Source organism: Gaiella sp. (genome assembly GCF_035558935.1).
Taxonomy (GTDB): domain Bacteria; phylum Actinomycetota; class Thermoleophilia; order Gaiellales; family Gaiellaceae; genus Gaiella.
Genome location: NZ_DATMBZ010000109.1, coordinates 1 through 21,263, shown reverse-complemented (window position 1 = coordinate 21,263; position 21,263 = coordinate 1). Strand labels below are relative to the sequence as shown.

At 69.7% G+C, this 21,263-nt stretch carries 19 protein-coding genes, 5 tRNA genes and 1 pseudogene; 11 read left to right on the top strand and 14 right to left on the bottom strand.

Annotated features, from left to right (window positions below; all coding sequences use genetic code 11):
• A partial coding sequence (locus tag VNM44_RS10370; RefSeq protein WP_325625798.1) for an MBL fold metallo-hydrolase occupies positions 1-453 on the top strand: 453 nt, incomplete at its 5' end.
• Here VNM44_RS10370 and VNM44_RS10365 read toward each other — a convergent pair.
• Positions 450-1,754: an SHOCT domain-containing protein gene (locus VNM44_RS10365; RefSeq protein WP_325625797.1), complete on the bottom strand. Its 1,305-nt coding sequence runs from the start codon at positions 1,752-1,754 to the stop codon at positions 450-452. The genes VNM44_RS10370 and VNM44_RS10365 overlap by 4 nt on opposite strands.
• Positions 1,751-3,781 carry a phage holin family protein gene (locus VNM44_RS10360; RefSeq protein WP_325625796.1) on the bottom strand — a complete coding sequence of 677 codons (2,031 nt, stop codon included), beginning with the start codon at positions 3,779-3,781 and terminating at the stop codon, positions 1,751-1,753. The genes VNM44_RS10365 and VNM44_RS10360 overlap by 4 nt, the downstream gene beginning before the upstream one ends.
• Before the next feature lie 129 nt (positions 3,782-3,910).
• Here VNM44_RS10360 and VNM44_RS10355 point away from each other — a divergent pair, with 129 nt between their 5' ends.
• The gene (locus VNM44_RS10355) at positions 3,911-5,191 is read left to right on the top strand and encodes a cation:proton antiporter (RefSeq protein WP_325625795.1); all 1,281 of its coding nucleotides are present in this window, start codon (positions 3,911-3,913) and stop codon (positions 5,189-5,191) included.
• Between the two features lie 12 nt (positions 5,192-5,203).
• Here VNM44_RS10355 and VNM44_RS10350 read toward each other — a convergent pair whose 3' ends face one another.
• Positions 5,204-6,316 carry a lysylphosphatidylglycerol synthase transmembrane domain-containing protein gene (locus VNM44_RS10350; RefSeq protein WP_325625794.1) on the bottom strand — a complete coding sequence of 371 codons (1,113 nt, stop codon included), beginning with the start codon at positions 6,314-6,316 and terminating at the stop codon, positions 5,204-5,206.
• A 155-nt stretch (positions 6,317-6,471) separates the two neighbouring features.
• Here VNM44_RS10350 and VNM44_RS10345 point away from each other — a divergent pair, with 155 nt between their 5' ends.
• From VNM44_RS10345 to VNM44_RS10330, 4 genes are read left to right on the top strand one after another with little or no spacing between them, the layout of a single operon-like run.
• Positions 6,472-8,124 carry an MFS transporter gene (locus VNM44_RS10345; protein ID WP_325625793.1) on the top strand — a complete coding sequence of 551 codons (1,653 nt, stop codon included), beginning with the start codon at positions 6,472-6,474 and terminating at the stop codon, positions 8,122-8,124.
• A 45-nt stretch (positions 8,125-8,169) separates the two neighbouring features.
• Positions 8,170-10,536 carry an arylsulfatase gene (locus VNM44_RS10340; RefSeq protein ID WP_325625792.1) on the top strand — a complete coding sequence of 789 codons (2,367 nt, stop codon included), beginning with the start codon at positions 8,170-8,172 and terminating at the stop codon, positions 10,534-10,536.
• A gap of 6 nt (positions 10,537-10,542) precedes the next feature.
• Positions 10,543-10,794 carry a hypothetical protein gene (locus VNM44_RS10335; protein WP_325625791.1) on the top strand — a complete coding sequence of 84 codons (252 nt, stop codon included), beginning with the start codon at positions 10,543-10,545 and terminating at the stop codon, positions 10,792-10,794.
• On the top strand, positions 10,791-12,053 hold the full coding sequence (locus VNM44_RS10330; RefSeq protein WP_325625790.1) for an anaerobic sulfatase maturase: 1,263 nt from the start codon (positions 10,791-10,793) through the stop codon (positions 12,051-12,053). Before VNM44_RS10335 ends, VNM44_RS10330 begins: the two co-directional genes overlap by 4 nt.
• Positions 12,054-12,062: 9 nt before the next feature.
• Here VNM44_RS10330 and VNM44_RS10325 read toward each other — a convergent pair whose 3' ends face one another.
• Both VNM44_RS10325 and VNM44_RS10320 read right to left on the bottom strand, forming a co-directional pair.
• Entirely contained in the window at positions 12,063-12,896 is an 834-nt protein-coding gene (locus VNM44_RS10325) for a class II glutamine amidotransferase (RefSeq protein ID WP_325625789.1), read from the bottom strand.
• A gap of 15 nt (positions 12,897-12,911) precedes the next feature.
• The gene (locus tag VNM44_RS10320) at positions 12,912-14,303 is read right to left on the bottom strand and encodes a glutamate decarboxylase (RefSeq protein ID WP_325625788.1); all 1,392 of its coding nucleotides are present in this window, start codon (positions 14,301-14,303) and stop codon (positions 12,912-12,914) included.
• 182 nt (positions 14,304-14,485) lie between these two features.
• Between VNM44_RS10320 and VNM44_RS10315 the strand changes: the two genes are divergently transcribed.
• The 5 genes from VNM44_RS10315 (at position 14,486) to VNM44_RS10295 (ending at position 17,747) form a co-directional block, all read left to right on the top strand.
• On the top strand, positions 14,486-15,688 hold the full coding sequence (locus tag VNM44_RS10315) for an AI-2E family transporter (protein WP_325625787.1): 1,203 nt from the start codon (positions 14,486-14,488) through the stop codon (positions 15,686-15,688).
• Between the two features lie 181 nt (positions 15,689-15,869).
• Positions 15,870-16,271 (top strand): SHOCT domain-containing protein, encoded by a 402-nt coding sequence (locus tag VNM44_RS10310; RefSeq protein ID WP_325625786.1) that lies wholly within the window; start codon positions 15,870-15,872, stop codon positions 16,269-16,271.
• 45 nt (positions 16,272-16,316) lie between these two features.
• Positions 16,317-16,736: a DUF6325 family protein gene (locus tag VNM44_RS10305; RefSeq protein ID WP_325625785.1), complete on the top strand. Its 420-nt coding sequence runs from the start codon at positions 16,317-16,319 to the stop codon at positions 16,734-16,736.
• Positions 16,737-16,807: 71 nt separating this feature from the next.
• The gene (locus VNM44_RS10300) at positions 16,808-17,029 is read left to right on the top strand and encodes an SHOCT domain-containing protein (protein ID WP_325625784.1); all 222 of its coding nucleotides are present in this window, start codon (positions 16,808-16,810) and stop codon (positions 17,027-17,029) included.
• Between the two features lie 145 nt (positions 17,030-17,174).
• Positions 17,175-17,747, top strand: coding sequence for an HdeD family acid-resistance protein (locus VNM44_RS10295; protein WP_325625783.1), 573 nt, complete (start codon positions 17,175-17,177; stop codon positions 17,745-17,747).
• A 204-nt stretch (positions 17,748-17,951) separates the two neighbouring features.
• Here the strand turns inward: VNM44_RS10295 and VNM44_RS10290 are convergent, their stop codons facing one another.
• The 9 genes and pseudogenes from VNM44_RS10290 to VNM44_RS10250 all read right to left on the bottom strand — a co-directional run bounded on the left by VNM44_RS10290 (position 17,952) and on the right by VNM44_RS10250 (position 21,193).
• Positions 17,952-19,070: an AI-2E family transporter gene (locus tag VNM44_RS10290; RefSeq protein WP_325625782.1), complete on the bottom strand. Its 1,119-nt coding sequence runs from the start codon at positions 19,068-19,070 to the stop codon at positions 17,952-17,954.
• Between the two features lie 115 nt (positions 19,071-19,185).
• Positions 19,186-19,256 (bottom strand) — tRNA-Cys (locus tag VNM44_RS10285).
• An 18-nt stretch (positions 19,257-19,274) separates the two neighbouring features.
• Complete coding sequence (locus VNM44_RS10280; protein ID WP_325625781.1) at positions 19,275-19,892, bottom strand: dihydrofolate reductase family protein; 618 nt, start codon at positions 19,890-19,892, stop codon at positions 19,275-19,277.
• A 76-nt stretch (positions 19,893-19,968) separates the two neighbouring features.
• A tRNA-Arg gene (locus tag VNM44_RS10275) sits at positions 19,969-20,043 on the bottom strand.
• A gap of 39 nt (positions 20,044-20,082) precedes the next feature.
• Positions 20,083-20,166: transfer RNA gene (locus VNM44_RS10270), tRNA-Leu, on the bottom strand.
• An 85-nt stretch (positions 20,167-20,251) separates the two neighbouring features.
• Entirely contained in the window at positions 20,252-20,401 is a 150-nt protein-coding gene (locus VNM44_RS10265; protein ID WP_325625780.1) for a hypothetical protein, read from the bottom strand.
• 128 nt (positions 20,402-20,529) lie between these two features.
• Positions 20,530-20,754: pseudogene (locus VNM44_RS10260) on the bottom strand (TROVE domain-containing protein); the annotation flags it as partial.
• Between the two features lie 291 nt (positions 20,755-21,045).
• Positions 21,046-21,117, bottom strand: a tRNA-Trp gene (locus tag VNM44_RS10255).
• A 4-nt stretch (positions 21,118-21,121) separates the two neighbouring features.
• A tRNA-Gly gene (locus tag VNM44_RS10250) sits at positions 21,122-21,193 on the bottom strand.
• Positions 21,194-21,263 lie beyond the last annotated feature (70 nt).

The window sequence follows — 21,263 nt, the reverse complement described above, 5'->3', positions numbered from 1 at the left end:
GAGACGCTCGCGATCGGCGCGGTCGAGGTCGAGGCGACGTTCGCGGCGCACGACGGCTCGAGGCCGCCGTATCCGGAGCGCGCGCCGGCCCTCGGCTATGCGGTGCGCGGCTCGCGCCGCATCTACTTTCCCGGCGACACGGCGCTCTTCCCCGAGATGGACGGGCTCGTGCCGGAGCTGGACCTCGCCTTGATCCCGATCTGGGGCTGGGGGCCGACGCTCGGCCGCGGCGCGCACATGGATCCCGAGCAGGGCGCCGAGGCGCTTGCGCTGCTCCGCCCGCGCATCGCCGTCCCCATCCACTGGGGCACGTACGCCCCGGTGCACCTGGGGCTCCGCCGGCAGCCGGCGTTCCTCGCCGAGCCGCAGGCGACGTTCGTCGAGGCGGCCGCCCGCGAGGCGCCCGGGGTCGACGTCCGCGTGCTCGCGCCGGGCGAGGCCCTCGAGCTCTAACCCGACGTCCCCGCCCCGAGCAAGCGCCCCTTCGCGGCGGCGTACTCCTCCTCGGTGAGCAGCTCGTCCGACCGCAGGCGCGCGAGGCGCTCGAGCTCCTCGACCTGCGTCGTCTGCTCGGTCGCCGCCCGCCGGCGGAACGGCATCGAGAGCTGCGGCCGTGCGGCCTCGCCGCCCTCGGCCTCGTACTCGGCGACGGCCTGGCGCCGCGCGACCTCGAACCCGGCACAGGCGAGCACGGCGAGGATCGCCGCGATCAGGAACCGCTGCAGCGGGAGCGCCCAGATCACGAGCAGAAGCACGGCCGCGAACACGCCCCACGCGAGGCCAGGGCGGGCAAGCCACGGCCCGAGCCAGCGTCGTGTCCCGGCGGCGCGCGTCCCCTCGCCGGTTACCCAGGCGCCGAGGGTGCCGATGATGCCGATGACCACGACCGCCCAGGCGGCCTCCTTGAGCCCGTCGGAGAGGATGTTCCAGAAGGCGCTGAGCGCCGGGCGCACGCTGTCGGAGTCCGTCAGGTTGTCGACGAGGTACGACCCGGCGACTCTGCGGATCACGAGGAGGGCGATGCCCGCGACGATCCAGCCGATCGCGATCGCGCGCACCTCCTTGCGGCGGCGACCGGGGACGAGCCAGAGGGCGAGCGCCCACGCGAGGAGCGCCGGGACCCAGATCCAGTCAGCGACGCTCTTCAGGGCCTGCGTGAGGTTCTGGGCCGTGTTCAGCTGGTCGGACTGGAGCAGGACGATGCGACCCGCGTCCGGCGGGAGCTGCCCCGAGGCGTTGGCGAGGAAGCCGAACCGATCTCCCAGGCGCTGGACGAGCGGGTGCAGGTCGAGCACCACGTTCCCGCCGGTCGTCTGCAGCCGGGTCGTGTCGCCCTCGAGCACGCGGACGGTCTGGGACTGCGCGAGCGAGGCGGCGTTCACGAAGAGGCTCTGGACGCGCGGGCGCTGCAGCAGCTCGACCGCCGCGCGGTCGATGAGCTCGCGGGAGAGCCCGGCGATCGGCCCCGACAGCGCCTGGAGGTTCGGCGGGAGCTTCTGCTCGAGCTGCGCAGAGACGTCGACGTTCGCGTACAGCTGCTCGACCATCGTCTGGGCGAGCTGGTTCTGGATCGCGGGATGCGCGATCAGCTCCTGCGAGGTCGAGGCGAATGTCTCCTTGTCGAGCGCCTCGCGCTTCACCCAGTTCGAGAGCAGGCTGACGACGACGAGGATCACGCCGATCACGACGAGCACGCGCGCGAGGATGATGCGCGTGCGCGAGACCTTCGCGGCAGGTTCGGGTGCGGCCGTCACGTGGTCACCTCCGTGGTCGGGATCGTCTCGGCGGAGGAATCGCGGGGCTGCTCGCGCCATCTGCGCAGCACCTCGTTGACCTGTGCGGCGCCGATGATCGGCTCGTCGGGGAGCGGCAGGCCGCCGGGATGGAGGATGAACGGCTCCGTCTGCGGCCCGCCGAGGCCGCCGTGGAACGAGATCAGCTCCTCGAACGCGCAACCCTCGTCGACGTCCGGGTCGTAGAACGAGCCGACCATGATGTCGGCCACGTTCGAGAAGCCGTCCGTCCGCAGGAGATGACCCGGCGCGTTCGGCGAGAACGACGCCAGCGGGTCCTGGCCTTCCACCCGACCATCGGCGAGGTAGTGCGCTCCCGCGCCCCCGAGCACGACGGCGCCGTCGTCGGCCGATCGGACGAGTAGCCAGCCGATGTGCGGGTGCGCCGCGAGCGCGGGCAGCAACCGCGGATGCCTCTTGTCGATCTCCTCGCGGGTGAGTCGGCGCGGCTCGTCCATCAGGTAGACGAGCCCGAGGTTGCCCGACGCCAACACGACGACGTCCTCTCCCGAGACGTCGTTCTTCGCCCGCTTCTCCTTGGGCGGGCGTCCCGTTGCCTCGCCGAACGCGGTGCCCACCGCTCGGTCGTGCTCGTCCCCACTCGCGAGCGCCGTGACGTCGGCGGACTCGAGCGAGCGCTGCACGAGCTCGTCCAGGCCGTAGCCGTTCCGTTGCTTGAACGTCGCCCCCTGCGTCTGCCCGTGGTCGGAGAGGACGACGATCTCGTAGGGCCGCGGGGCGAAGCGACGGGCACGGTCGATGCGCCCGAACTGCTGGTCGAGCTTGCGCAGCGCCTCGAGCGTGTCGGCCCGCTCGAGCCCCGAATGATGGGCGACCTCGTCGTAGCTGGAGAACGTCGCATACACCGCTGGCCGCCCCTTCATCATGTCCGTCACCACCGACTGGACGATCAGATCGCGGACGACGATGCACATCGCCGCCCGCATGAACGGGTAGATCCCGCCGCGATGGCCCCGCGGGCGCACGTCCCGCCGGATCGCGCGCAGCGCGGCGGTCCACTCGAGGATCACCTCCCACACGAACAGCACGAGCACGCGCGTCACGTTGAAGCCGTTCGCGAAGAACGTCCGGTAGCCGGGGTTTGCCTTCTTCTCCGCCTCGATCCGGCTCACGGTCAGGATGACCTCGTCCGCCTGGCCGGAGAGCAGATTGCCGCGGCTCGCGCCGCCGTTCATCAGCAGGCCCTTGTCGGTCGCGACGCGACGCTCGATCTCGGCACAGTCCGCGGGCGCCGAGCAGGTCATCACCGTGCCGGTCGCCTTGTCCACCCAGCGGAAGGCGGGGATGTCCATGTTCGAGCCGAGGAGGATTCCCGCCTGGCTCGCACCGGTCTGGGACGAGAGGTCTGTCTCCCAGCGGCTCAGCTGGTAGCCGTCCTCGGCGACCCAGCGGGCCATGTTGGGAGCGTTGCCGTCCCGCATCGCGCGTCGCAGGACCGGCAGCGCGAGGCCGTCGATCTCGAGATAGACGATCCCCGGGGCGTCGGTGTACGTCGGCTCGCCGGTCCGCCGCGCGATCCGCTGGATGACGCGGAACGAGAACTCGCTGTCGTCGTCGACGCCGGCCACGACCTCGAGCACGAGGGTCACGGCGGCTGTCACGAGCGCGACGAGCAGGGCCCACCAGAAGCCGTCGACGCTCAGGTCGCCGTTCGTCAGGTCGTCGGCCGCGAGCAGCATCAGTGCGTCGAGCACGAGGACGAGCAGGAAGCCGAGAACGAGCATGAAGGGCAGCCGCAAGGCGGCGACGAGCGGAGGCAGGATCGCGTTCAGGACGGCGATGACCGCCGCGGCGGCCAGGGCGCCGGCGAAGCCGTTCACCTCGGCGCCCGGGAGGAGCCACGCCGCGACGACGAGCGCGATCGCAGAGAACAGCCACGTGCGCAGGAGGTGCAACGGCCGGAACCGCGGACGCTCCGGCTGCCACCGCGTCACGGACGCAGGCGTGCGCACCGCATGCTCGGTCATCGGTACCCGTCCCTCCGTGGGCCCATCGCGAGAGCATGTTCCCGCGAGGCCGGGGCCGCGTCAATGCGCGGCACGATCACCCGGGTGAACGCAGCCCGGGGGGCGCATCCGGTGACATAGGCTCGCGCGGTGGACTGGGCCCTTGCGAGCGTCGCCGTTGCGCTGCTCGCGTACGCGGCCGTCTCGGGACGCATCTCCGGCACCTCCTTGACGGCGCCGATGGTCTTCACGGCGTGCGGCCTGCTGTTCGGCACCGAGGTGCTCGGCTTCATCGACCTGAGCCCGCTCGGCGACGACGTGCAGACGCTGGCGGAGGCGACGCTCGCGGTCGTGCTGTTCTCCGACGCCTCGCGGATCGATCTTCGCGCGCTCCGCGGCGAGGCCGCCGTCCCCGCCCGCCTGCTCGGCATCGGCCTGCCGCTGACGATCGTCCTCGGCTTCGTCCTCGCGCTGCCGCTCTTCGGAGACCTCGGCTGGGCCGAGGCGCTCCTCCTCGCCGTGATCCTCGCCCCCACCGACGCTGCCCTCGGCCAGGCGGTCGTCATGCTCCCACGGCTGCCGTCCCGGGTGCGGCAGAGCCTCAACGTCGAGAGCGGCCTCAACGACGGTATCTGCGTCCCGCTCTTCCTCGTCGTGCTGGCAGTCGCGAGCGTCGAGTCCGACAGGCTCGGCGCGGCGTCCGCCCTCCGGGTGGTCGCAGAGCAGATCGGGTACGGAGCGCTCGCCGGCGCGATCGGCGGCGCGGCCGGGGCCGCGGCGCTGATCGTCGCCGGGCGCGCCGCGCACGCCGAGAGCGACTGGCTCGAGATCGTCCCGTTCGCCGCCGCCGCCCTTGCCTGGGGGATTGCCCACCCGATCGGCGGCTCCGGCTTCATCGCGGCTTTCGTCGGGGGCGTCGCCTTCCAGGCGCTGCGACGCGACGCGGTCGGCGAGGTGGGCCACCTGATCGAGGAGACCGGGGAGATCCTCGGCGCGGTGACGTTCGTCGTCTTCGGCGCGGTCCTGCTCGGCCCCGCCCTCGGCCACCTGACCTTCGCGGTCGGCCTCTACGCGCTGCTCAGCCTGACCGTGATCCGCATGGCCCCCGTCGCCGCGGCGCTCGTCGGCACGGGCATGCGCCGTCAGACCGTGAGCTTCCTCGGGTGGTTCGGCCCGCGCGGGCTCGCGTCGATCGTCTTCGCGCTGATGCTCGAGGAGGACGGTGGCGTGACGCACGCGGAGCAGGTGATGACCGCCGTCTTCGTCACGGTCGGGCTCTCCGTGCTGCTCCACGGCCTGACGGCCGCTCCGCTCGCCGAGCGCTACGCCGGCTGGTTCGCGACGCAGCGAACAAAGGTGAAGCCTTCCGCCGAGGCCCGCCCTGCGCCCGAGATCCGCTGGCGGCGTCAGCTCGGCGCGCGGCGCGCCTGACGGACGCAGGCTTCAGGCCGTGGCGTCCGGCTCGGACGTCTCCTCGGCCCCTTCGAGCGTCTTCCCCCGGCTCGACTTCATCTCGCTCGCCTTCACCTTCGCGTCCGTGTACGAGTCCCTCACGAGCTTCGAGCCGCCGCTCCAGCCGAAGACCAGGCAGACGAGAACGACGGCGAAGCCCACGTTGAAGGCGGTCGTGATCAGCTGCTGGCCGATGGAGTAGGCGGTCGCCGTGGTCGAGTCCGTGTAGCTGTCGAGCGCGAACGTGTTGAACGCCTGGTTGACGCCGACACCCCCGGGCGTGAACGAGAGGATGTTCGCGAGCTGGTTCGAGCCGAGCACGCTCATCACCGAGCCGAACGTGACGGGGATCGAGTACGCGGCGAGGAAGACGATGATCACGAGCACCTTCGCTGCGTAGCCGCCGACCTGGGGAAGCAGCACGAGCTTCACGTAGGCGCGCAGGTCGCCGAGGATCGCGGCGCCCTTCTTCGCCCTCGCCCACATCTCTTTCACCCAGCGCCAGAAGATCCGCAACAGCAACACGATGAGGAAGAGGCCCCCCGCGAGGATCCCGAGGCTCAGGACAAGATGGTCGACGATCGCATCGCGCTCGTCGCCGAATTGGAAGTCGAACGAGCCCGTGACCTGCGTGAAGAGGTACACGTAGATCAGGGTCCCGATGATCATGTAGAAGATCTTCTGGACGACGTAGCCGGCGAGGATTCCCGGGAACGTCGAGCCACGGACGATCGCGACGTACATCACGAGCGTCACGAAAGTTCCGATGTTCGCCGGCAGGAAGTTGTTGAGCGCGACGCCGGCTGCGTATGCGGCGAGCACCGGCATGTACGTCACGCCGCCGGGATAGGCGTAGCGCAGGATCCCGTACCAGCCGAGGGCGGTGAGCATCGTCTGCGCGCACTGGAAGATGCAGCCGAGGACGATGTACAGCAGTGAGATCTCGCTCACCGTGTCCCACAGCTGCGTCAGCCAGCCCCAGACGTCGACACCGAGCAAGTGGAGGACGACGAGCAGGAGGACCAGCCCGACCACCCACGAGACGATCTTGAGGACGCGACGCTGCTTCGAGGGCGGGGCGAGCGTGACCGCGGCGTCGGACATCCGAAGCGGAGCGTAATCCTCCCGCCGGAGCGTTTCCCACGGGCGCTCGCGGGCCACCCGGGTGAACCGCCGCCGCGGCCGAAGCCGTCGCTTCACCCGGGTGAACCCCGACTCACGCCGGCGAAGGACGTGGTTTCGGGTGGGAGGATCGGACGATGGCCGAACGCGGCGTCTCCGACCGGCCGTCGACCCCCGGCGCCGGCGCGTCGACCTCGCCCGAGCGGGGCGGGCTCGTCCTGGCCGCGCTGATCCTCGTCGCGGCCGTCGCCAACCTGAATCTCTCCGTCGCGAACGTCGCGCTCCCCGACATCGGCGAGTCGTTCGACTCCTCGCAGACGATGCTGAACCTCGTCGCGGTCGGCTACTCGCTCGGGCTCGCCGCGTCGGTGATCTGGCTCGGAGCGATCGGCGACCGCTACGGGCGCAAGTTGATGATCGTGATCGGGCTGTGCCTCTCCGTCCCGGCGTCGCTCGTCGCGGGCTTTGCGCCGTCGGACACGGTGCTGTTCGCCGCGCGCGTCGTGGGTGGGATCTCGGCGGGCCTCGCGTACCCGACGACGCTGGCGCTGATCACGGCGCTCTGGGCTGGCCCCGCCCGGACGAAGTCGATCGCGCTCTGGTCGGCGCTCGGCGGCGGAATCGCCGCGCTCGGCCCGCTCGTCTCCGGCGCGCTCCTCGAGCAGTTCGACTGGAGCTCCGTGTTCCTCGTCACCCTGCCGCTCGTCGCCGTCGCGCTGTTCATGGCGATCCGGTTCGTCCCGGCCAACGTGAACGAGGCGACCGAGCCCGTGGACAACCTCGGCGGAATCCTCTCCGTCGTGCTCGTCGGGTCGCTGATCATGGCGATCAACTTCATGCCCGTGCCGAACGAGGGGACGCTGGCGGTGACGCTGCTGATCGTCGCCGTCGCGGCGGCGATCGCCTTCGTCCTGCGGCAGCGGCGCGCGGAGAACCCGCTCTACGACCTCCGCATCGCGTCGCGCACGACCTTCTGGGTGGCCGCGCTCGCGGGGATCATCGTCTTCGGCTCGCTGATGGGCGCGGCGTTCGTCAACCAGCAGTACCTGCAAAACGTCCTCGGCTACTCGACGATCGAGGCCGGCGCGTCGATCCTCCCCGCGGTCCTCTTCATGGTGCTCGTCGCACCGCGCTCGGCGAAGCTCGTCGAGTCGCACGGCTCCCGACTGACGCTCCTCGCCGGGCAGGCGCTGATCCTGCTCTCGTTCGCGGGCATGCTCCTGCTCTGGGGCGAGGATGCGCAGTACTGGAAGGTGGCGCTGCCACTCTGCTTCCTCGGTGCGGGCGTCGGCCTCGCCGGGACGCCGTCCTCGAACTCGCTGACCGGGTCCGTGCCGGTGACGCGGGTCGGCATGGCGTCGGGGACGGCCGACCTGCAGCGCGACCTCGGCGGCGCGCTGATGACGTCGGTCTTCGGCGCGCTCCTGACGGCAGGCTATGCCTCCGCGATGGGCGCGGCGATCGCGGGGTCCGGCACGCACGTCACCGACTCGACGCAGGCCCAGCTGCAGCTGTCGTTCGCGAGCGCCGAGAACCTCGCCGCGAAGCACCCGGCCAACGCCGACCAGATCCTCGCGGCCGCCAAGCAGTCGTTCCTCGACGGCGACCAGTGGGCGTACACGGCGGCTCTCGTCGCGGTGCTCGTCGGGATGTCGCTCGTCTTCTTCGTCTTCCCGCGCAAGGACGAGGAGGAGGCGCTGCGTGCCGCCTACCGCGCGGAGGACGCCGCCGACACACCCGCGCCGCCGACGTCGCCGCCGTCCGTGACGCCGCGAGAAGCGCCCGCGTGACACCCTCGCCCACTCCAACTCCCGACTCCCAGGAGGCACACGACCATGAGCGACGCCGGCGACCGTTCGATCCTTCCCGTGCCGGACCGCGACGAGCCCGGGCCTACGATCCTGGACGCCAGGGATCCCGCGGCGACCTTCCCGGCGATCGAGCCGCTGCGACCGCCTGCCGGAGCCCCCAACGTCCTCGTCGTGCTGATCGACGACGCCGGCTTCGCCGCCTCGAGCGCATTCGGCGGCCCGTGCTCGACGCCGACCGCGGAGCGCCTCGCCGCCGGCGGCCTGAAGTACAACCGCTTCCACACGACCGCGCTGTGCTCGCCGACCAGGCAGGCCCTCCTGACGGGTCGGAACCACCACACGGTCGGCATGGGCGGTATCACCGAGCTCGCGACCTCGGCGCCCGGGTACAGCTCGATTCGCCCCAACACCTGCGCGCCGCTCGCGGAAACGCTGCGGCTGAACGGGTATTCGACCGCGCAGTTCGGCAAGTGCCACGAGGTGCCCGTCTGGGAGACGAGCCCGATGGGCCCGTTCGACCGGTGGCCGAGCCCCGGCGGCGGGTTCGAGTACTTCTACGGGTTCATCGGCGGCGAGGCGAACCAGTGGTACCCGGCCCTCTACGAGGGAACCATCCCCGTGGAGCCCGACCGGACGCCGGAGGAGGGCTACCACCTGACGGAAGACCTCGCGGACAAGGCGATCAAGTGGGTGCGCCAGCAGAAGGCCCTCATGCCCGACAAGCCGTTCTTCGCCTATTTCGCCCCTGGTGCGACGCACGCGCCGCACCACGTTCCGCCGGAGTGGTCGGAGAAGTACAAGGGGACGTTCGACGACGGTTGGGACGCGCTTCGCGAGCGGATCTTCGAGCGGCAGAAGGAGCTCGGCGTGATCCCCGGCGATGCGGAGCTGACGGCCCGGCCGACCGAGATTCCCGCCTGGGACGAGATGGACGACGACCTCAAACCCGTGCTCGCGCGGCAGATGGAGGTGTACGCGGGCTTCCTCGAGCACACGGATCACCACATCGGGCGGCTCGTGGACGCGCTCGACGACCTGGGCGTGCTCGAGGACACGCTCGTCTACTACATCGTCGGAGACAACGGCGCGAGCGCCGAGGGCACGACCAACGGGACCTTCAACGAGTACTTCATGCTGAACGGCGCCGCGCACATGGAGACGGTCGAGATGATGGCCGGGAACATCGACGCGTTCGGCACCCCGCACGCGTACAACCACTACGCGGTCGGCTGGGCGCATGCGCTCGACACGCCGTACCAGTGGACGAAGCAGGTCGCCTCGCACTGGGGCGGAACCCGCAACGGCACCGTCGTCCACTGGCCGCGCGGCTTCGGCGCGAAGGGCGAGGTTCGCACCCAGTTCCACCACGTGATCGACATCGCCCCGACGGTGCTCGCGGTGGCGGGCGTCCCCGAGCCGAAGGTCGTCCACGGCGTCGAGCAGCGGCCGATCGAGGGCGTGAGCATGGCGTACACGTTCGAAGACCCCTCCGCGGCGGAGCAGCGGACGACGCAGTACTTCGAGATGTTCGTCAACCGCGGCATCTACCACGAGGGCTGGACGGCCGTGACACGGCACTCGACCCCGTGGGTGATGAGCCCGACGCTGCCGTCGCTCGAGGAGGACGTCTGGGAGCTGTACGACACGAACACGGACTGGACGCAGGCCAGGGACCTCGCCGCCGAGCAGCCCGAGAAGCTCGCCGAGCTCCAGCAGCTGTTCCTCGAGGAGGCGCGGAAGTACAACGTGCTTCCGCTCGACGACCGCCGCGTCGAGCGCCTCGACGCCGAGACCGCGGGGCGGCCGACGCTGATCAAGGGCGGTTCACAGCTGCTCTTCTCCGGCATGGGCAGGCTGAGCGAGAGCTCGCTCGTCAACATCAAGAACAAGTCGCACGCCGTGACGGCGGAGATCGTCGTCCGCGAGGGCGGCGCGAGCGGCGTCCTCGTTGCCCAGGGAGGCGCGTTCGGCGGCTGGTCGCTCTACCTCCACGATGGGCGGCCGACCTACTGCTACAGCTTCTTCGGCGTCCAACGCTTCAAGGTGGCGGCCGACGGCCAAGTGCCCGAGGGCAAGCACCAGGTGCGGATGGAGTTCACCTACGACGGAGGCGGCCTCGCGAAGGGCGGCGGCGTGACGCTCTACGTCGACGGCCAGAGCGTCGCCGAGGGCCGGGTCGAGCACACGCAGCCGCTGATCTTCTCGGCCGACGAGACGGCGGACGTCGGGCACGAGACGGGCACGACGGTGAGCGACGACTACGACCTCGAGTCGAGCCGGTTCACCGGCACGATCGACTGGGTGCAGATCGACCTGGGCGAGGACGCCGAGGACGCGGACCACCTGATCTCGCCGGAGGAGCGGCTGCGCATCGCCATGGCCCGCCAGTAGCCGAGCATGAGCTCCTGGGGAACACCGGCGCTCGTCCTCGTCTTCGCGCTGGCAGGGGTCGCGACCTGGGTCGCCGGCGCCTTCCTCTCCGAGGCGACGGACGTCCTCGACGACCGCTTCGCGCTCGGCGAGGCCGTCGGCGGAATGCTGCTGCTCGGCCTTGCCGGCTCGCTGCCCGAGCTCGCGATCACAGCATCGGCGGCGCTGGGCGGCCACCTCTCGCTCGCGGTCGGCAACCTGCTCGCGATTCCGGGATGACGGCGTCCACGACAGCTCCCGAGTCCTTCCACCTGCTCGCGAAGCCGACCGGCGCGGTCTGCAATCTCGACTGCGCGTACTGCTTCTTCCTCTCGAAGGAGCTGCTCTACCCGGGCTCGCGGCTTCGGATGGCAGACGAACTGCTGGAGACGTACGTTCGCCAGCTGGTCGAGGCCCACGCGCGCGCGCCCGTGGTCACGGTCGCCTGGCAGGGCGGCGAGCCGACCCTGATGGGCCTCGACTTCTTCCGCCGCGCAGTGGAGCTCACGGAGCGCTACCTGCGGCCGGGGCAGCGCGCGGAGCACACGATCCAGACGAACGGGACGCTCCTCGACGAGGAGTGGGCGGCGTTCTTCCATGAGCACGAGTTCCTCGTCGGGATCTCGATCGACGGACCACGAGAGCTGCACGACGCCTACCGCGTCGACAAGGGCGGCGCGGGGTCGTTCGACCAGGTCATGCGGGGGCTCGGTCACCTACGCCGGGCCGGAGTCGAGTGGAACGCGCTGACCACGATCCACGCCGCGAACGCGGCTCACGGCGAAGAGGTCTACCGCTTCCTGCGCGACGAGTGCGGCGCACGCTTCGTCCAGTTCATCCCGATCGTCGAGCGCGTGAGCGAGGCCGACGAGGACGGGACTGTGCCCTGGACGTCGTGGCGCGACCGGCCGCTCTACGTGCAGGAGGGCGACCGCGTCACCGGCCGCTCGGTCACCGCGGTGCAGTACGGGCGCTTCCTGATCGACGTCTTCGAGGAATGGGTGCGCCGCGACGTCGGCGAGATCTACGTGCAGATGTTCGACGTGACGCTCGCGAATTGGGTCGGGGAGCAGCCGAGCCTCTGCATCCACTCGGAGACCTGCGGCCTCGCGCTCGCGCTCGAGCACACCGGCGACCTCTACTCGTGCGACCACTTCGTCGAGCCGCGCCACCTCCTCGGAAACATCCGTGAGACGCACATGCTCGAGCTCGTCGCCTCCCAGCAACAGCAGCGCTTCGGCCTGGACAAGCGCGAGATGCTCCCGCGGTACTGCGTCGAGTGCGACGTCCGCTTCGCCTGCCACGGCGGCTGCCCCAAGGACCGCTTCATATCGACCCCGGACGGCGAGCCCGGGCTCAACTACCTCTGCGCCGGCTACAAGGCCTTCTTCCACCACGTCGACGGGCCGATGCGGTTCATGGCCGACCAGCTTCGCCGCGGGGCGGCCCCGGCCGACGTCATGCGCCTCTACGCCGCGGCGGTGCGACCCGGCGCTTGACCAAGTGGTCTAGGCGGGCGGTCGCGGCGTGAACGGGTGGAGCTCGTCCTGTCCCTCCTGGACGACCCCGTAGCTCGACTCCGGGACCTCGTTCCACGCGCCCTCGAGGTCGCCCAACGGCTCGGACACGACGAGCCTCGACTCGTCGGAGAGCCCCTGGAGCACGGGGTTGTCCGGATACTGGGCGCGCAATGTCGCCACCAGAGTCGAGAAGTAGAGCGATCGCGACCTGCCCTCGCTCGAGTAGCGGAATCCCCAGACGCGGTCGCCGTCGGTCGTGGCCACGGTCATCTGGATCGGATGCTCGATGCGGTTGCTCCGCCCGACGTGCTCGATCAGCCCGACGGCGCGTTCGACCGCCGCGGGCGGATCGTCCTCGAGCCCCATCGTGAGCGCGAGGAAGAAGAACGCCTCGGAGTCGGTCGAGCCCTCCAGGTCGGGAAAGAGCGACGGGTCGACCGCGAGCAGGAGCTCGCGCTTCACGTCGTGGAACCGCGCGATCGAGCCGTTGTGCATCCACAGCCAGCGCCCGTGCCGGAACGGATGGCAGTTCGTCTGCTGGACGGGTGTCCCGGTGGAGGCGCGGATGTGCGCGAAGACGAGCCCGGAGCGCACGTGCCCCGAGAGCTCCTGGAGGTTGCGGTCGTTCCAGGCCGGCTCGATGCTCTTGAAGACGGCCGGTGTCGACGACTCGCCGTACCACCCGATCCCGAAGCCGTCGCCGTTCGTCGTCTCTACGCCGAGACGCGAATGGAGGCTCTGGACGATGAGCGAGTGCGTCGGCTTGTAGAGCAGCTCCTCGAGCAGGACTGGCGTTCCCGAGTATGCGAGCCAGCGGCACATGTCCTCTCTCCTCGTTCAGTGGGCGAAGGCGGTTGCCGTCGCGCCGTCGTGGACCGGTTCGGGCTGGCGCTCGAGGCGGGGCAGCTGACGCCGGAGGTCGGCGACGAGCAGGTCCGCGAGATCGTGGGTGAACCCGCGTCGGACGACCACCCGCAGCGCCGCCAGGTCGGTGCGGTTCTCCGGGAACGTGTAGGCGGGTACCTGCCACCCGCGCTCGCGAAGCGCATTCGAGACGTCGAACACGGTGTAGTTGTCGACGTCCGACCTCAGCGTGAAGGCGAACACCGGCAGCTCGTCGCCGCGGGTCAGCAGCTCGAACGGGCCCAGCTCGGCGATGCTGCCCGAGAGCCGCGTCGCGACCTCGCGCGCATACGCCTGCACGCGCCCGTACCCCTCGAAGCCGAGGCGCAGGAAGTTGTAGTACTGCGCAACGACCTGCGCGCCGGGACGCGAGAAGTTGAGCGCGAAGGTCGGCATGTTGTCGCCGAGATAGTTGACCCAGAAGATCAGGTCGTCCGGGAGGGCGTCCGCGTCGCGCCAGACGACCCAGCCCACGCCCGGGTAGACCAGCCCGTACTTGTGCCCGGACGCGTTGACGGAGGCGACGCGCGGAAGGCGGAAATCCCACTCCAGCTCGGGGTCGACGAAGGGTGCCACGAAGGCGCCGGACGCCCCGTCCACGTGGACGGGGACGTCGAGGCCCGTCTCCTGCTCGAGCAGATCGAGTGCGTCGCAGATCTCCTTCACCGGCTCGTACGACCCGTCGAAGGTGGATCCGAGGATCGCGACGACGCCGATCGTGTTCTCGTCGCAGAGCTTCACCGCCTCGTCCGCGGACAGATGGAAGCGGTCGCCCTCCATCGGCACGAGTCGCATCTCGACGTCCCAGTAGTTCGCGAACTTCTCCCAGCACACCTGGACGTTGATCCCCATGACGAGGTTCGGCCTGTCCGCCGGCTTGCCGTCGGCCCCGCGGCGCTTCTGCCAGCGGCGCTTGAGCGCGAGGCCGCCGAGCATCGCCGCCTCGCTCGAGCCGGTCGTCGAGCAGCCCGTGGCTCGTCCCGGGTCGGGTGCGTGCCAGAGATTGCTCAGGATCGCCACGCAACGCGACTCGATCTCGGCCGTCTGCGGGTACTCGTCCTTGTCGATCATGTTCTTGTCGAGGCACTCGGCAATCAGCTTCTCCGCCTGCGGCTCCATCCAGGTCGAGACGAAGGTGGCGACGTTGAGACGGGCGTTGCCGTCGAGCATCAGCTCGTCGTGGATCACCTGGTAGGCCACATCGGGCGGCATCTCGCGCGCCGGCAGGCGATGGCGCGGGATACCACCGCTCTCGAGCGTGTAGAGGGGATCGACGCTGAGCTCGGGTTTCGCCGCGGAGGGCGCGCTCGGGTGCCTCAAGGTCATCGGCGGAACCTCCTCCAGTACGTCTCGGAACCCGCGATCGACGCTAACAGCGCCCCGGCCGGGGCCATCCACGAGGACGTCCCTTCACCCGGGTGAACGCTCGGCCGCGGCCGTCACGCGGCGACGGCGCGGAAGTACGTTGGCCCCGCTGATCGTCCGACAGGCGGGAGACAATGGCACGCGTGAAGCTCGGCTTGTTCGACCGCTTCTCGAAGGATCACGATCACGCCGCGCCCGCGGAGCCCGAAGGCCCGACCGTCGTCCAGATCGACGCCACCTCGCTCTCGCGCGTCTTCTCGGCGCCGATGTGGCTGCGGGACCTCGGCCTCCTCGCGTGGTTCCTGGTCGGCGTCGCGCTTCTGCTCGTCGGACTCGTGTGGCTGCTCGGCCTCACCTCGACGATCACCGTCCCCGTCGTCCTCGGCGCGATCCTGGCGACCGTCGCCGGCCCGCTCGTCACAGCGCTCCAGCGTCACGGCGTCCCGCGCGCTGCAGGTGCGGCGATCGTCCTGCTGGGTCTGATCGCGATCGCGGTCGTGGTCGCGCTCATGGTCTTCGGCGGCATCTACGAGCAGTCGGATCAGATCAAGGCGTCGGCCTCGGATGCGCTCGACAAGGTCGAGGGATGGATGAACGACGCGGGCGCCGGCGGCACCTCCTCGACGGCCGACCAGGTGTCCCGTTCCACGGCCGAGACCGGGAAGGCGCTGCTCCAGGGCGTCGCCAACGGGATCAAGGAGCTCACCTCGCTCGTCTTCTTCCTCACGTTCACGACCTTCTCGACGTTCTTCCTCCTGAAGGACGGCCCGAGCGTCCGGGCTTTCGTCGACCGCCATCTCGGTGTCCCGCACGAGGTCGCGACGATCATCACGGGGAACGTGACGCGCTCGCTGCGGCGCTACTTCCTCGGCGTCACCTACGTGGCGGCCTTCAACGCGATCGTCGTCGGACTGGCGGCGCTCGTGCTCGACGTACCGCTGGCGGGGACGATCGCCGTGGTCGTGTTCGTCACGGCTTACGTGCCCTTCATCGGCGCGTTCGTCTCCGGCGCCTTCGCGGTGATCCTGACGCTCTCGGCCCAGGGGACGACGAGCGCGCTGATCATGCTCGTGGTCGTGATACTGGCGAACGGGCTGCTCCAGAACATCGTCCAGCCGATCGCTTTCGGCGCGACGCTCGACCTGAATCCGCTCGTCGTCCTCATCGTGACGATCGGCTTCGGGGCGATCTTCGGGATGCTCGGGATGGTGCTCGCCGCGCCGCTCACCTCCGCGGCGCTCCACATCACGCGCGATCTCGCCGAGGCGAAGGCGATCGAGGCGGCGCTGCGGGAGCCTCCACCGCAGGCCGATCCGGCCGGGGCCGCGCAGGCCGCGGCCGGCTGACCCGCGTCTCCCAGAGCGACGTCACGCCCTCGCGCAGGACACGAGCCCCAGGACCACGCCGAGGATGCCGAGCACGGCCGTCTCGTGGACAGGCTCACCCGGGTGAGCCGCCGCAGGGATTCGACAGGGACCGCGGCGTTCTGAGAGAGTTGGAATCGACTCGGAGACAGGAGGTTCAGGTTTGTTCATCGCCGCTGACTACCCATTTCTCGACGTCCTCTGGACGATGCTCATCTTCTTCGCGTGGATCATCTGGTTCTGGCTTCTGATCACGGTCTTCGCGGACGTGTTCCGCCGCCACGACACCTCGGGATTCGCGAAGGTGTTGTGGATCATCTTCGTGATCGTCCTGCCGTTCCTCGGCGTCTTCATCTACCTGATCGTCAACCACGACGGGATGACGCAGCGGAGCATGAACGAAGCCCAGACGCAGAGGGCGCAGATGGACGACTACGTGCGCAGCGTCGCCGGCAGCGGCGGGGCGGCGGCGGAGATCGAGCGGGCCAAGGGGCTGCTCGACTCGGGCGCGATCACGCAGGCGGAGTTCGACGCCATCAAGGCGAAGGCGCTCGCGGCCTCGTAGAGGAGCGGAGCGGAGGGAGAGGAGACAATGGAAGAGATCGGCCCTGTGGATTACGCGGTCATCGCGTTTCCGGGCAACAAGTTCCGGGGCGAGATCGCTCCGGCGATCGCAGACCTCGTCGACGCGGGCACGATCCGCGTGATCGACGTGGCGTTCGTCGGCAAGAACGCCGACGGCGACGCTGTCGCGATGGAGCTGATGGAGCTCGACCCCGACGTGCAGGAGGGGCTCGACAAGGCGGGCGTCGTGGTCGGCGGGCTCTTCAACGAGGACGACCTGATGGACATCGCGGCGGACCTCCCGCCCGAGACGTCCGCCGCCGTTCTCGTCTGGGAGAACGTCTGGGCACGAAAGGTCACCCAGACGATGCGCGACGCGGGCGGCCAGCTCGTCACGTTCGAGCGGATCCCGCACGACATCGTCCAGGCGGCCCGCGAGTGGGCGCTCGAAGAGGCGAAGGCCTAGGAGGGAGAGAGAGGCATATGTTCGGAAGACGAGGCCCCGGGCTCGTTCGAGCCGCAGCCACGACGGCGGTCGTGGCAGGCACGGCCGGTGCGGTGCGCCACCGCCAGGACCAGCGATACGCCCAGCAGGATCAGGAGGCGTACGAGCAACAGGCGTACGCACAGCAGGCCGCGGCTGCGCCCGCGGAGCCCGACTACACCGCGGAGCTCCAGCAGCTCGCGCAGCTCAGGTCTCAGGGCATCCTCACCGACGAGGAGTTCGAGGCCAAGAAGAAGCAGATCCTCGGCATCTAGCCGGTCGGATCGTCAGCCGCGCCGGGACGGCCACGAGTCGTTCCGGCGCGGTTGCGTCGCATGCGCGCCACGGACGTGACCGGGAGGAGAGGTCGGGCCGACACCGTACATGCCTCCTGAGCGACCCCCACCCACGGAGGCACGTATGTCCACGTTCGACCTCGAGGAGCGCGAAGCGATCGCGAGCGCCGCCAGGAGCTGGTGGCTCTTCCTCCTCACCGGAATCCTCTGGTTCCTCGTCGCGATCATCATCCTGCGCTTCGACTACACCTCGGTCAGCGCGATCTCGATCCTCTTCGGGATCGTCGCGATCTTCGCCGGCGTGAACGAGTTCTTCCTGCTCGCCGCGTCCGGCGGGTGGTGGAAGCTCCTCCACGGGCTGCTCGGTGTGCTGTTCGTCGGCGTCGGGATCGTCGCGTTCATCCACCCTGGCGACACCTTCGCCGCCCTGGCGGCGGTGATGAGCTTCTTCCTGATCTTCAAGGGTTTCTTCGACATCATCGTGGCGATCGCCACGAAGGACGAGATCCACGTCTGGTGGGTCCAGCTGATCGTGGGAATCGTCGAGGTGCTGATCGGCTTCTGGGCGGCCGGCTACTGGGGCCGGAGCGCCGTGCTCCTGGTCGTCTGGGTCGGCGTGATCGCGCTCACGCGCGGCATCACCGAGGTCGTCTTCGCCTTCAAGCTCCGCTCGGCCGGCCGGTCCGCCGCGGCGTGAGCGCAGACTGGGCGGTGTCGGACGTCGTCCGGCACCGCTCACCGCCGCGCGGGCCCTACTCCGCCGAGCATCGCCACGCTGACCGAGCCGCCCTCGAGCAGCGTCAGCCCGATCACGACGGACTCGAGTATGCCGTCGAGCACGATTCCGAGCACGATCGCGAGCGGCGATCCGTCGGCGGCGGCCTCGCCGTCGATGTCCTTCCTAGGAGGCCGAAGCGGGACCGGGCGCGTCGCCCGGGGGAGGCTCGAGACGTGCCCGAGCGGCGGCCACCGTCGCCCGCCGCGCCTTCGTCACCTCCTGCACGACGATCTGGAGCGACGCCGTCACCGGCACGGCGACGAGCGCCCCGAGCACGCCGAGCAGCGCCCCGAACAGCGTCACCCCGAGGATGACGAAGAACGCAGAGATGTTGACGGCCTTGCCGTAGATCGTCGGGCTCAGGATGTTGTTCTCGAGCTGCTGGTAGACGAGGATCACGACGAGCATGATCACGGCGTCCGTGAGGCCCTCCTCGGCGAGGATCGTGGGAACGAGGATGAAGCCCGCGATCGTCGCGCCGAGGTTCGGGATGAGGTCGAGCAGGCCCGCGATGATCCCGAGCGCGAGGGCGTAGCTCGAGCCGAGCAGGGCGGCGGTGCCCCCCTGCACCGTCCCGGCGATGACGGCGATCGTGGCGGCTCCGATCGCCCAGCGCGACACCGTCTCGGTCACGCGCTCCCACACGTCGAGCCAGCGTTCGGCGTCGTCCGGCATCAGCACGCTCCGAAGCGCGCCTCGCAGGCGGTCCATGTCGATGAGGAGGAAGAGCGTCAGAAAGATCAGCGTGAAGATCGTGAGGCCGACGGAGAACGCCGAGCCCGCGAGGCCGAGCAGCGCGTCGATCGCATCGGGGATCGTGTTCGCCAGGTTGGCGCTGCCCTGCTGGACGTTCTCGGCCGCACCCGAGTCGCCGAGCCAGGCGAGCTCACCGGAATCGCGGAGCTGGGCGACGAGGTCCGGCAGGGCCTTCAGGAAGTCCCGCAATGCCCCCACCATCGGCACGAGCAGCACGAGCGCGAGCACGGTCACGGCGACCGCGGTCCCGAGCACGAGGATGGTCGCCGAGAGACCGCGGCCCAGACCGGTCTTCCGGATGAACCAGCGGAGTGGGATCTCGAAGACGAGCGCGCCGAAGATCCCGAGGAAGACGACGAGGAGCATGTCCTTGATCGAGACGACAGCGGCGGCGAGGGCGACGACGACGGCTGCCGCGATCAGGATCCGCCACGGCACGACCTTGCGCCAGGCATTCGCCTCCTGACGTATCTCGGCGCTGCTCACGGCCGGTCCGTGCGCACGGGGAATGGCACCGGGCGAGCATAGAGATCGGCGCGGCCGGTGCCGCTCGGCCCAGACAACGACCGAGGGCCGCTCACGCGGCCCTCGGTCGTCTTCTAGACACCGGGCGGATTCGAACCGCCGTTTCGCGCTTTGCAGGCGCATGCCTCGCCGCTCGGCCACGGTGTCGTCGACGGTGGTCGCGCGCTACTCGTCGAGGGCGAACGAGCCGAACTTGATCTCGCCGGCGCGCTCGTACGTCGCGACCGTGACGCCGGTGGTCGACGTCTGGATGTCGTTCAGCTCGAGGCCCGCCGGGATCGCTCCGTCGCCGAACAGCCGCTTGCCCTCCCCGAGCACGACCGGGAAGGTCCAGACCTTGAACGTGTCGACGAGATCGTGCTGGATCAGCGTCTGGATCAGCCCGGAGCTCCCGATCACGAGCAGCGGATCGCCGTCCTCCGCCTTCAGGCGTCCGACGGCGTCCGGCACGTCCCCGTCGAGCAGCGACGAGTTCGCCCACTCGAATGTGTCGAGCGTCCGCGAGGCGACGTACTTGGGGACGGCGTTGAGCTTGGCGGCCATCGGATCGTCGTCGCCGACGCGGGGCCAGTAACTGCCGAGGATTTCGTACGTCTTCCGTCCGAACAGCACTCCGCCGGCCGCGAGATGGATCTCGAGCGCGAGCTCCCCCATGCGCTCGTCCCAGTAACCGACCGACCAGCCACCGTGCTCGAAGCCCCCGTCGGGGTCCTCTTCGGGCCCACCCGGGGCCTGCATCACACCGTCGAGCGTCATGAATGTCGTGACGACGAGCTTTCTCATGTCGAGACCTCCGGTCGTGTGCTGTCGAAGATCCCGACCCTTTTCGCGACCGGAACTCATCGGCGTCATGCGGAGAAGCCTCCGAGAGGATTCGAACCTCTGCCGAACCCGGGTTCGAAGCCCGGTGCTCTGTCCGCTGAGCTACGGAGGCATGTGGTGCGTCCGCCCGCTGCATCCGAGCGGGAAGAAGTGCGGATGGAGGGACTCGAACCCCCACGGCCCGAGGCCGCCGGTTTCTGAGACCGGTGCGTCTGCCAGGTTTCGCCACATCCGCATGCGGCTCGGCGCGGGCACCCCCCGTGCCCGCGCCGAACGTGTGACGGGCCGCAAGCGTGAATCGCGCCGGCGGCTCGTGGGGCTTACGCGGCATCCCGCGGGGGCTGCCGCTCGGGTCGTGCCGCCTCGAGGCGCGCCTTGCGGCGGACGTCGAGGACGATCACCTTCGCCGGACGCTCGGGGCGCACCGGACGCGGAGGCACGAGCCGGACGATGTGCAGGTGACGATGCATCACCGCACCTCCTCTCACGTCATGCAGGTAGTTGCGGCGGCGAAGCCGCCGCCTTCAGGGATCTGGCCCGCCGCAGGCGGGGATCCGAGCGGGGGAATCCGCTCGGCGGATCCCCCCTTGCGAACAGATCACAGAGCGCCGCGGGCGAAGTCCGAGATGAGCTGCGGCGTCGCGGTGTCGAAGCCCACGACGTCGAGCATTCCCGGATCGGACGGATCTGCGATCGAGAACTCGTTCGCGACCATTCCGACCACGACCAGCCGCGCGTCGATGCCCGACGCCCGGCGGTAGTCGCGGAGAGCCCGGGACGGATGGACGTCTCCGGCCCAGGTCTCGCTGTCGGTCAGGATCACGACGCCCCATGTTGCGTACTGCGTCAGGTAGGACATCGCCCCTCCTTTCCCCTTCGTGAGGCTGCGGTCATGGGTTCGCAGGACGGCGTTGTGTGTCTGAGCTGAGCTACGGAGCGTGCGCTCCGGGCGGGACTCGATACCCGCCGACCTCCCGGCAAGCCGGGCGCTCTCCCGGTTCCGCACGTTGCCGTGCGGGCGGGATTCGAAGCCGCTCGGCGGGGTCACCGCCTTTACCAGATAACCGGAGCCGCTTCGGCCCGCGACGGGGACGGGGCCGAAGCCACGTCCCAGCAAACCCGCCAGGATTCGAACCCGGACCAGCGAGGTTGGAGCTCGCCGTGCTTCCTGTTACACCACGGGCCTTCGAGGCGGACGGCCCGGATCGAACGGGCCTCTTCGGAGTGGCGCTCCGGTGCTCTCCCGGCTGAGCTACGTCCGCGAGTGACCTGACGATACGCCCGGCTGGAATCGAACCAGCGACCTCCGCCGTCGCAGGACGGCGCTCTGTT

Coding starts and splice junctions, on each gene's coding strand:
- VNM44_RS10360 (WP_325625796.1), bottom strand. CDS start 3,781: ATGACCGAGCATGCGGTGCGCACGCCTGCGTCCGTGACGCGGTGGCAG.
- VNM44_RS10350 (WP_325625794.1), bottom strand. CDS start 6,316: ATGTCCGACGCCGCGGTCACGCTCGCCCCGCCCTCGAAGCAGCGTCGC.
- VNM44_RS10345 (WP_325625793.1), top strand. CDS start 6,472: ATGGCCGAACGCGGCGTCTCCGACCGGCCGTCGACCCCCGGCGCCGGC.
- VNM44_RS10340 (WP_325625792.1), top strand. CDS start 8,170: ATGAGCGACGCCGGCGACCGTTCGATCCTTCCCGTGCCGGACCGCGAC.
- VNM44_RS10335 (WP_325625791.1), top strand. CDS start 10,543: ATGAGCTCCTGGGGAACACCGGCGCTCGTCCTCGTCTTCGCGCTGGCA.
- VNM44_RS10330 (WP_325625790.1), top strand. CDS start 10,791: ATGACGGCGTCCACGACAGCTCCCGAGTCCTTCCACCTGCTCGCGAAG.
- VNM44_RS10325 (WP_325625789.1), bottom strand. CDS start 12,896: ATGTGCCGCTGGCTCGCATACTCGGGAACGCCAGTCCTGCTCGAGGAG.
- VNM44_RS10320 (WP_325625788.1), bottom strand. CDS start 14,303: ATGACCTTGAGGCACCCGAGCGCGCCCTCCGCGGCGAAACCCGAGCTC.
- VNM44_RS10295 (WP_325625783.1), top strand. CDS start 17,175: ATGTCCACGTTCGACCTCGAGGAGCGCGAAGCGATCGCGAGCGCCGCC.
- VNM44_RS10280 (WP_325625781.1), bottom strand. CDS start 19,892: ATGAGAAAGCTCGTCGTCACGACATTCATGACGCTCGACGGTGTGATG.
- VNM44_RS10265 (WP_325625780.1), bottom strand. CDS start 20,401: ATGCATCGTCACCTGCACATCGTCCGGCTCGTGCCTCCGCGTCCGGTG.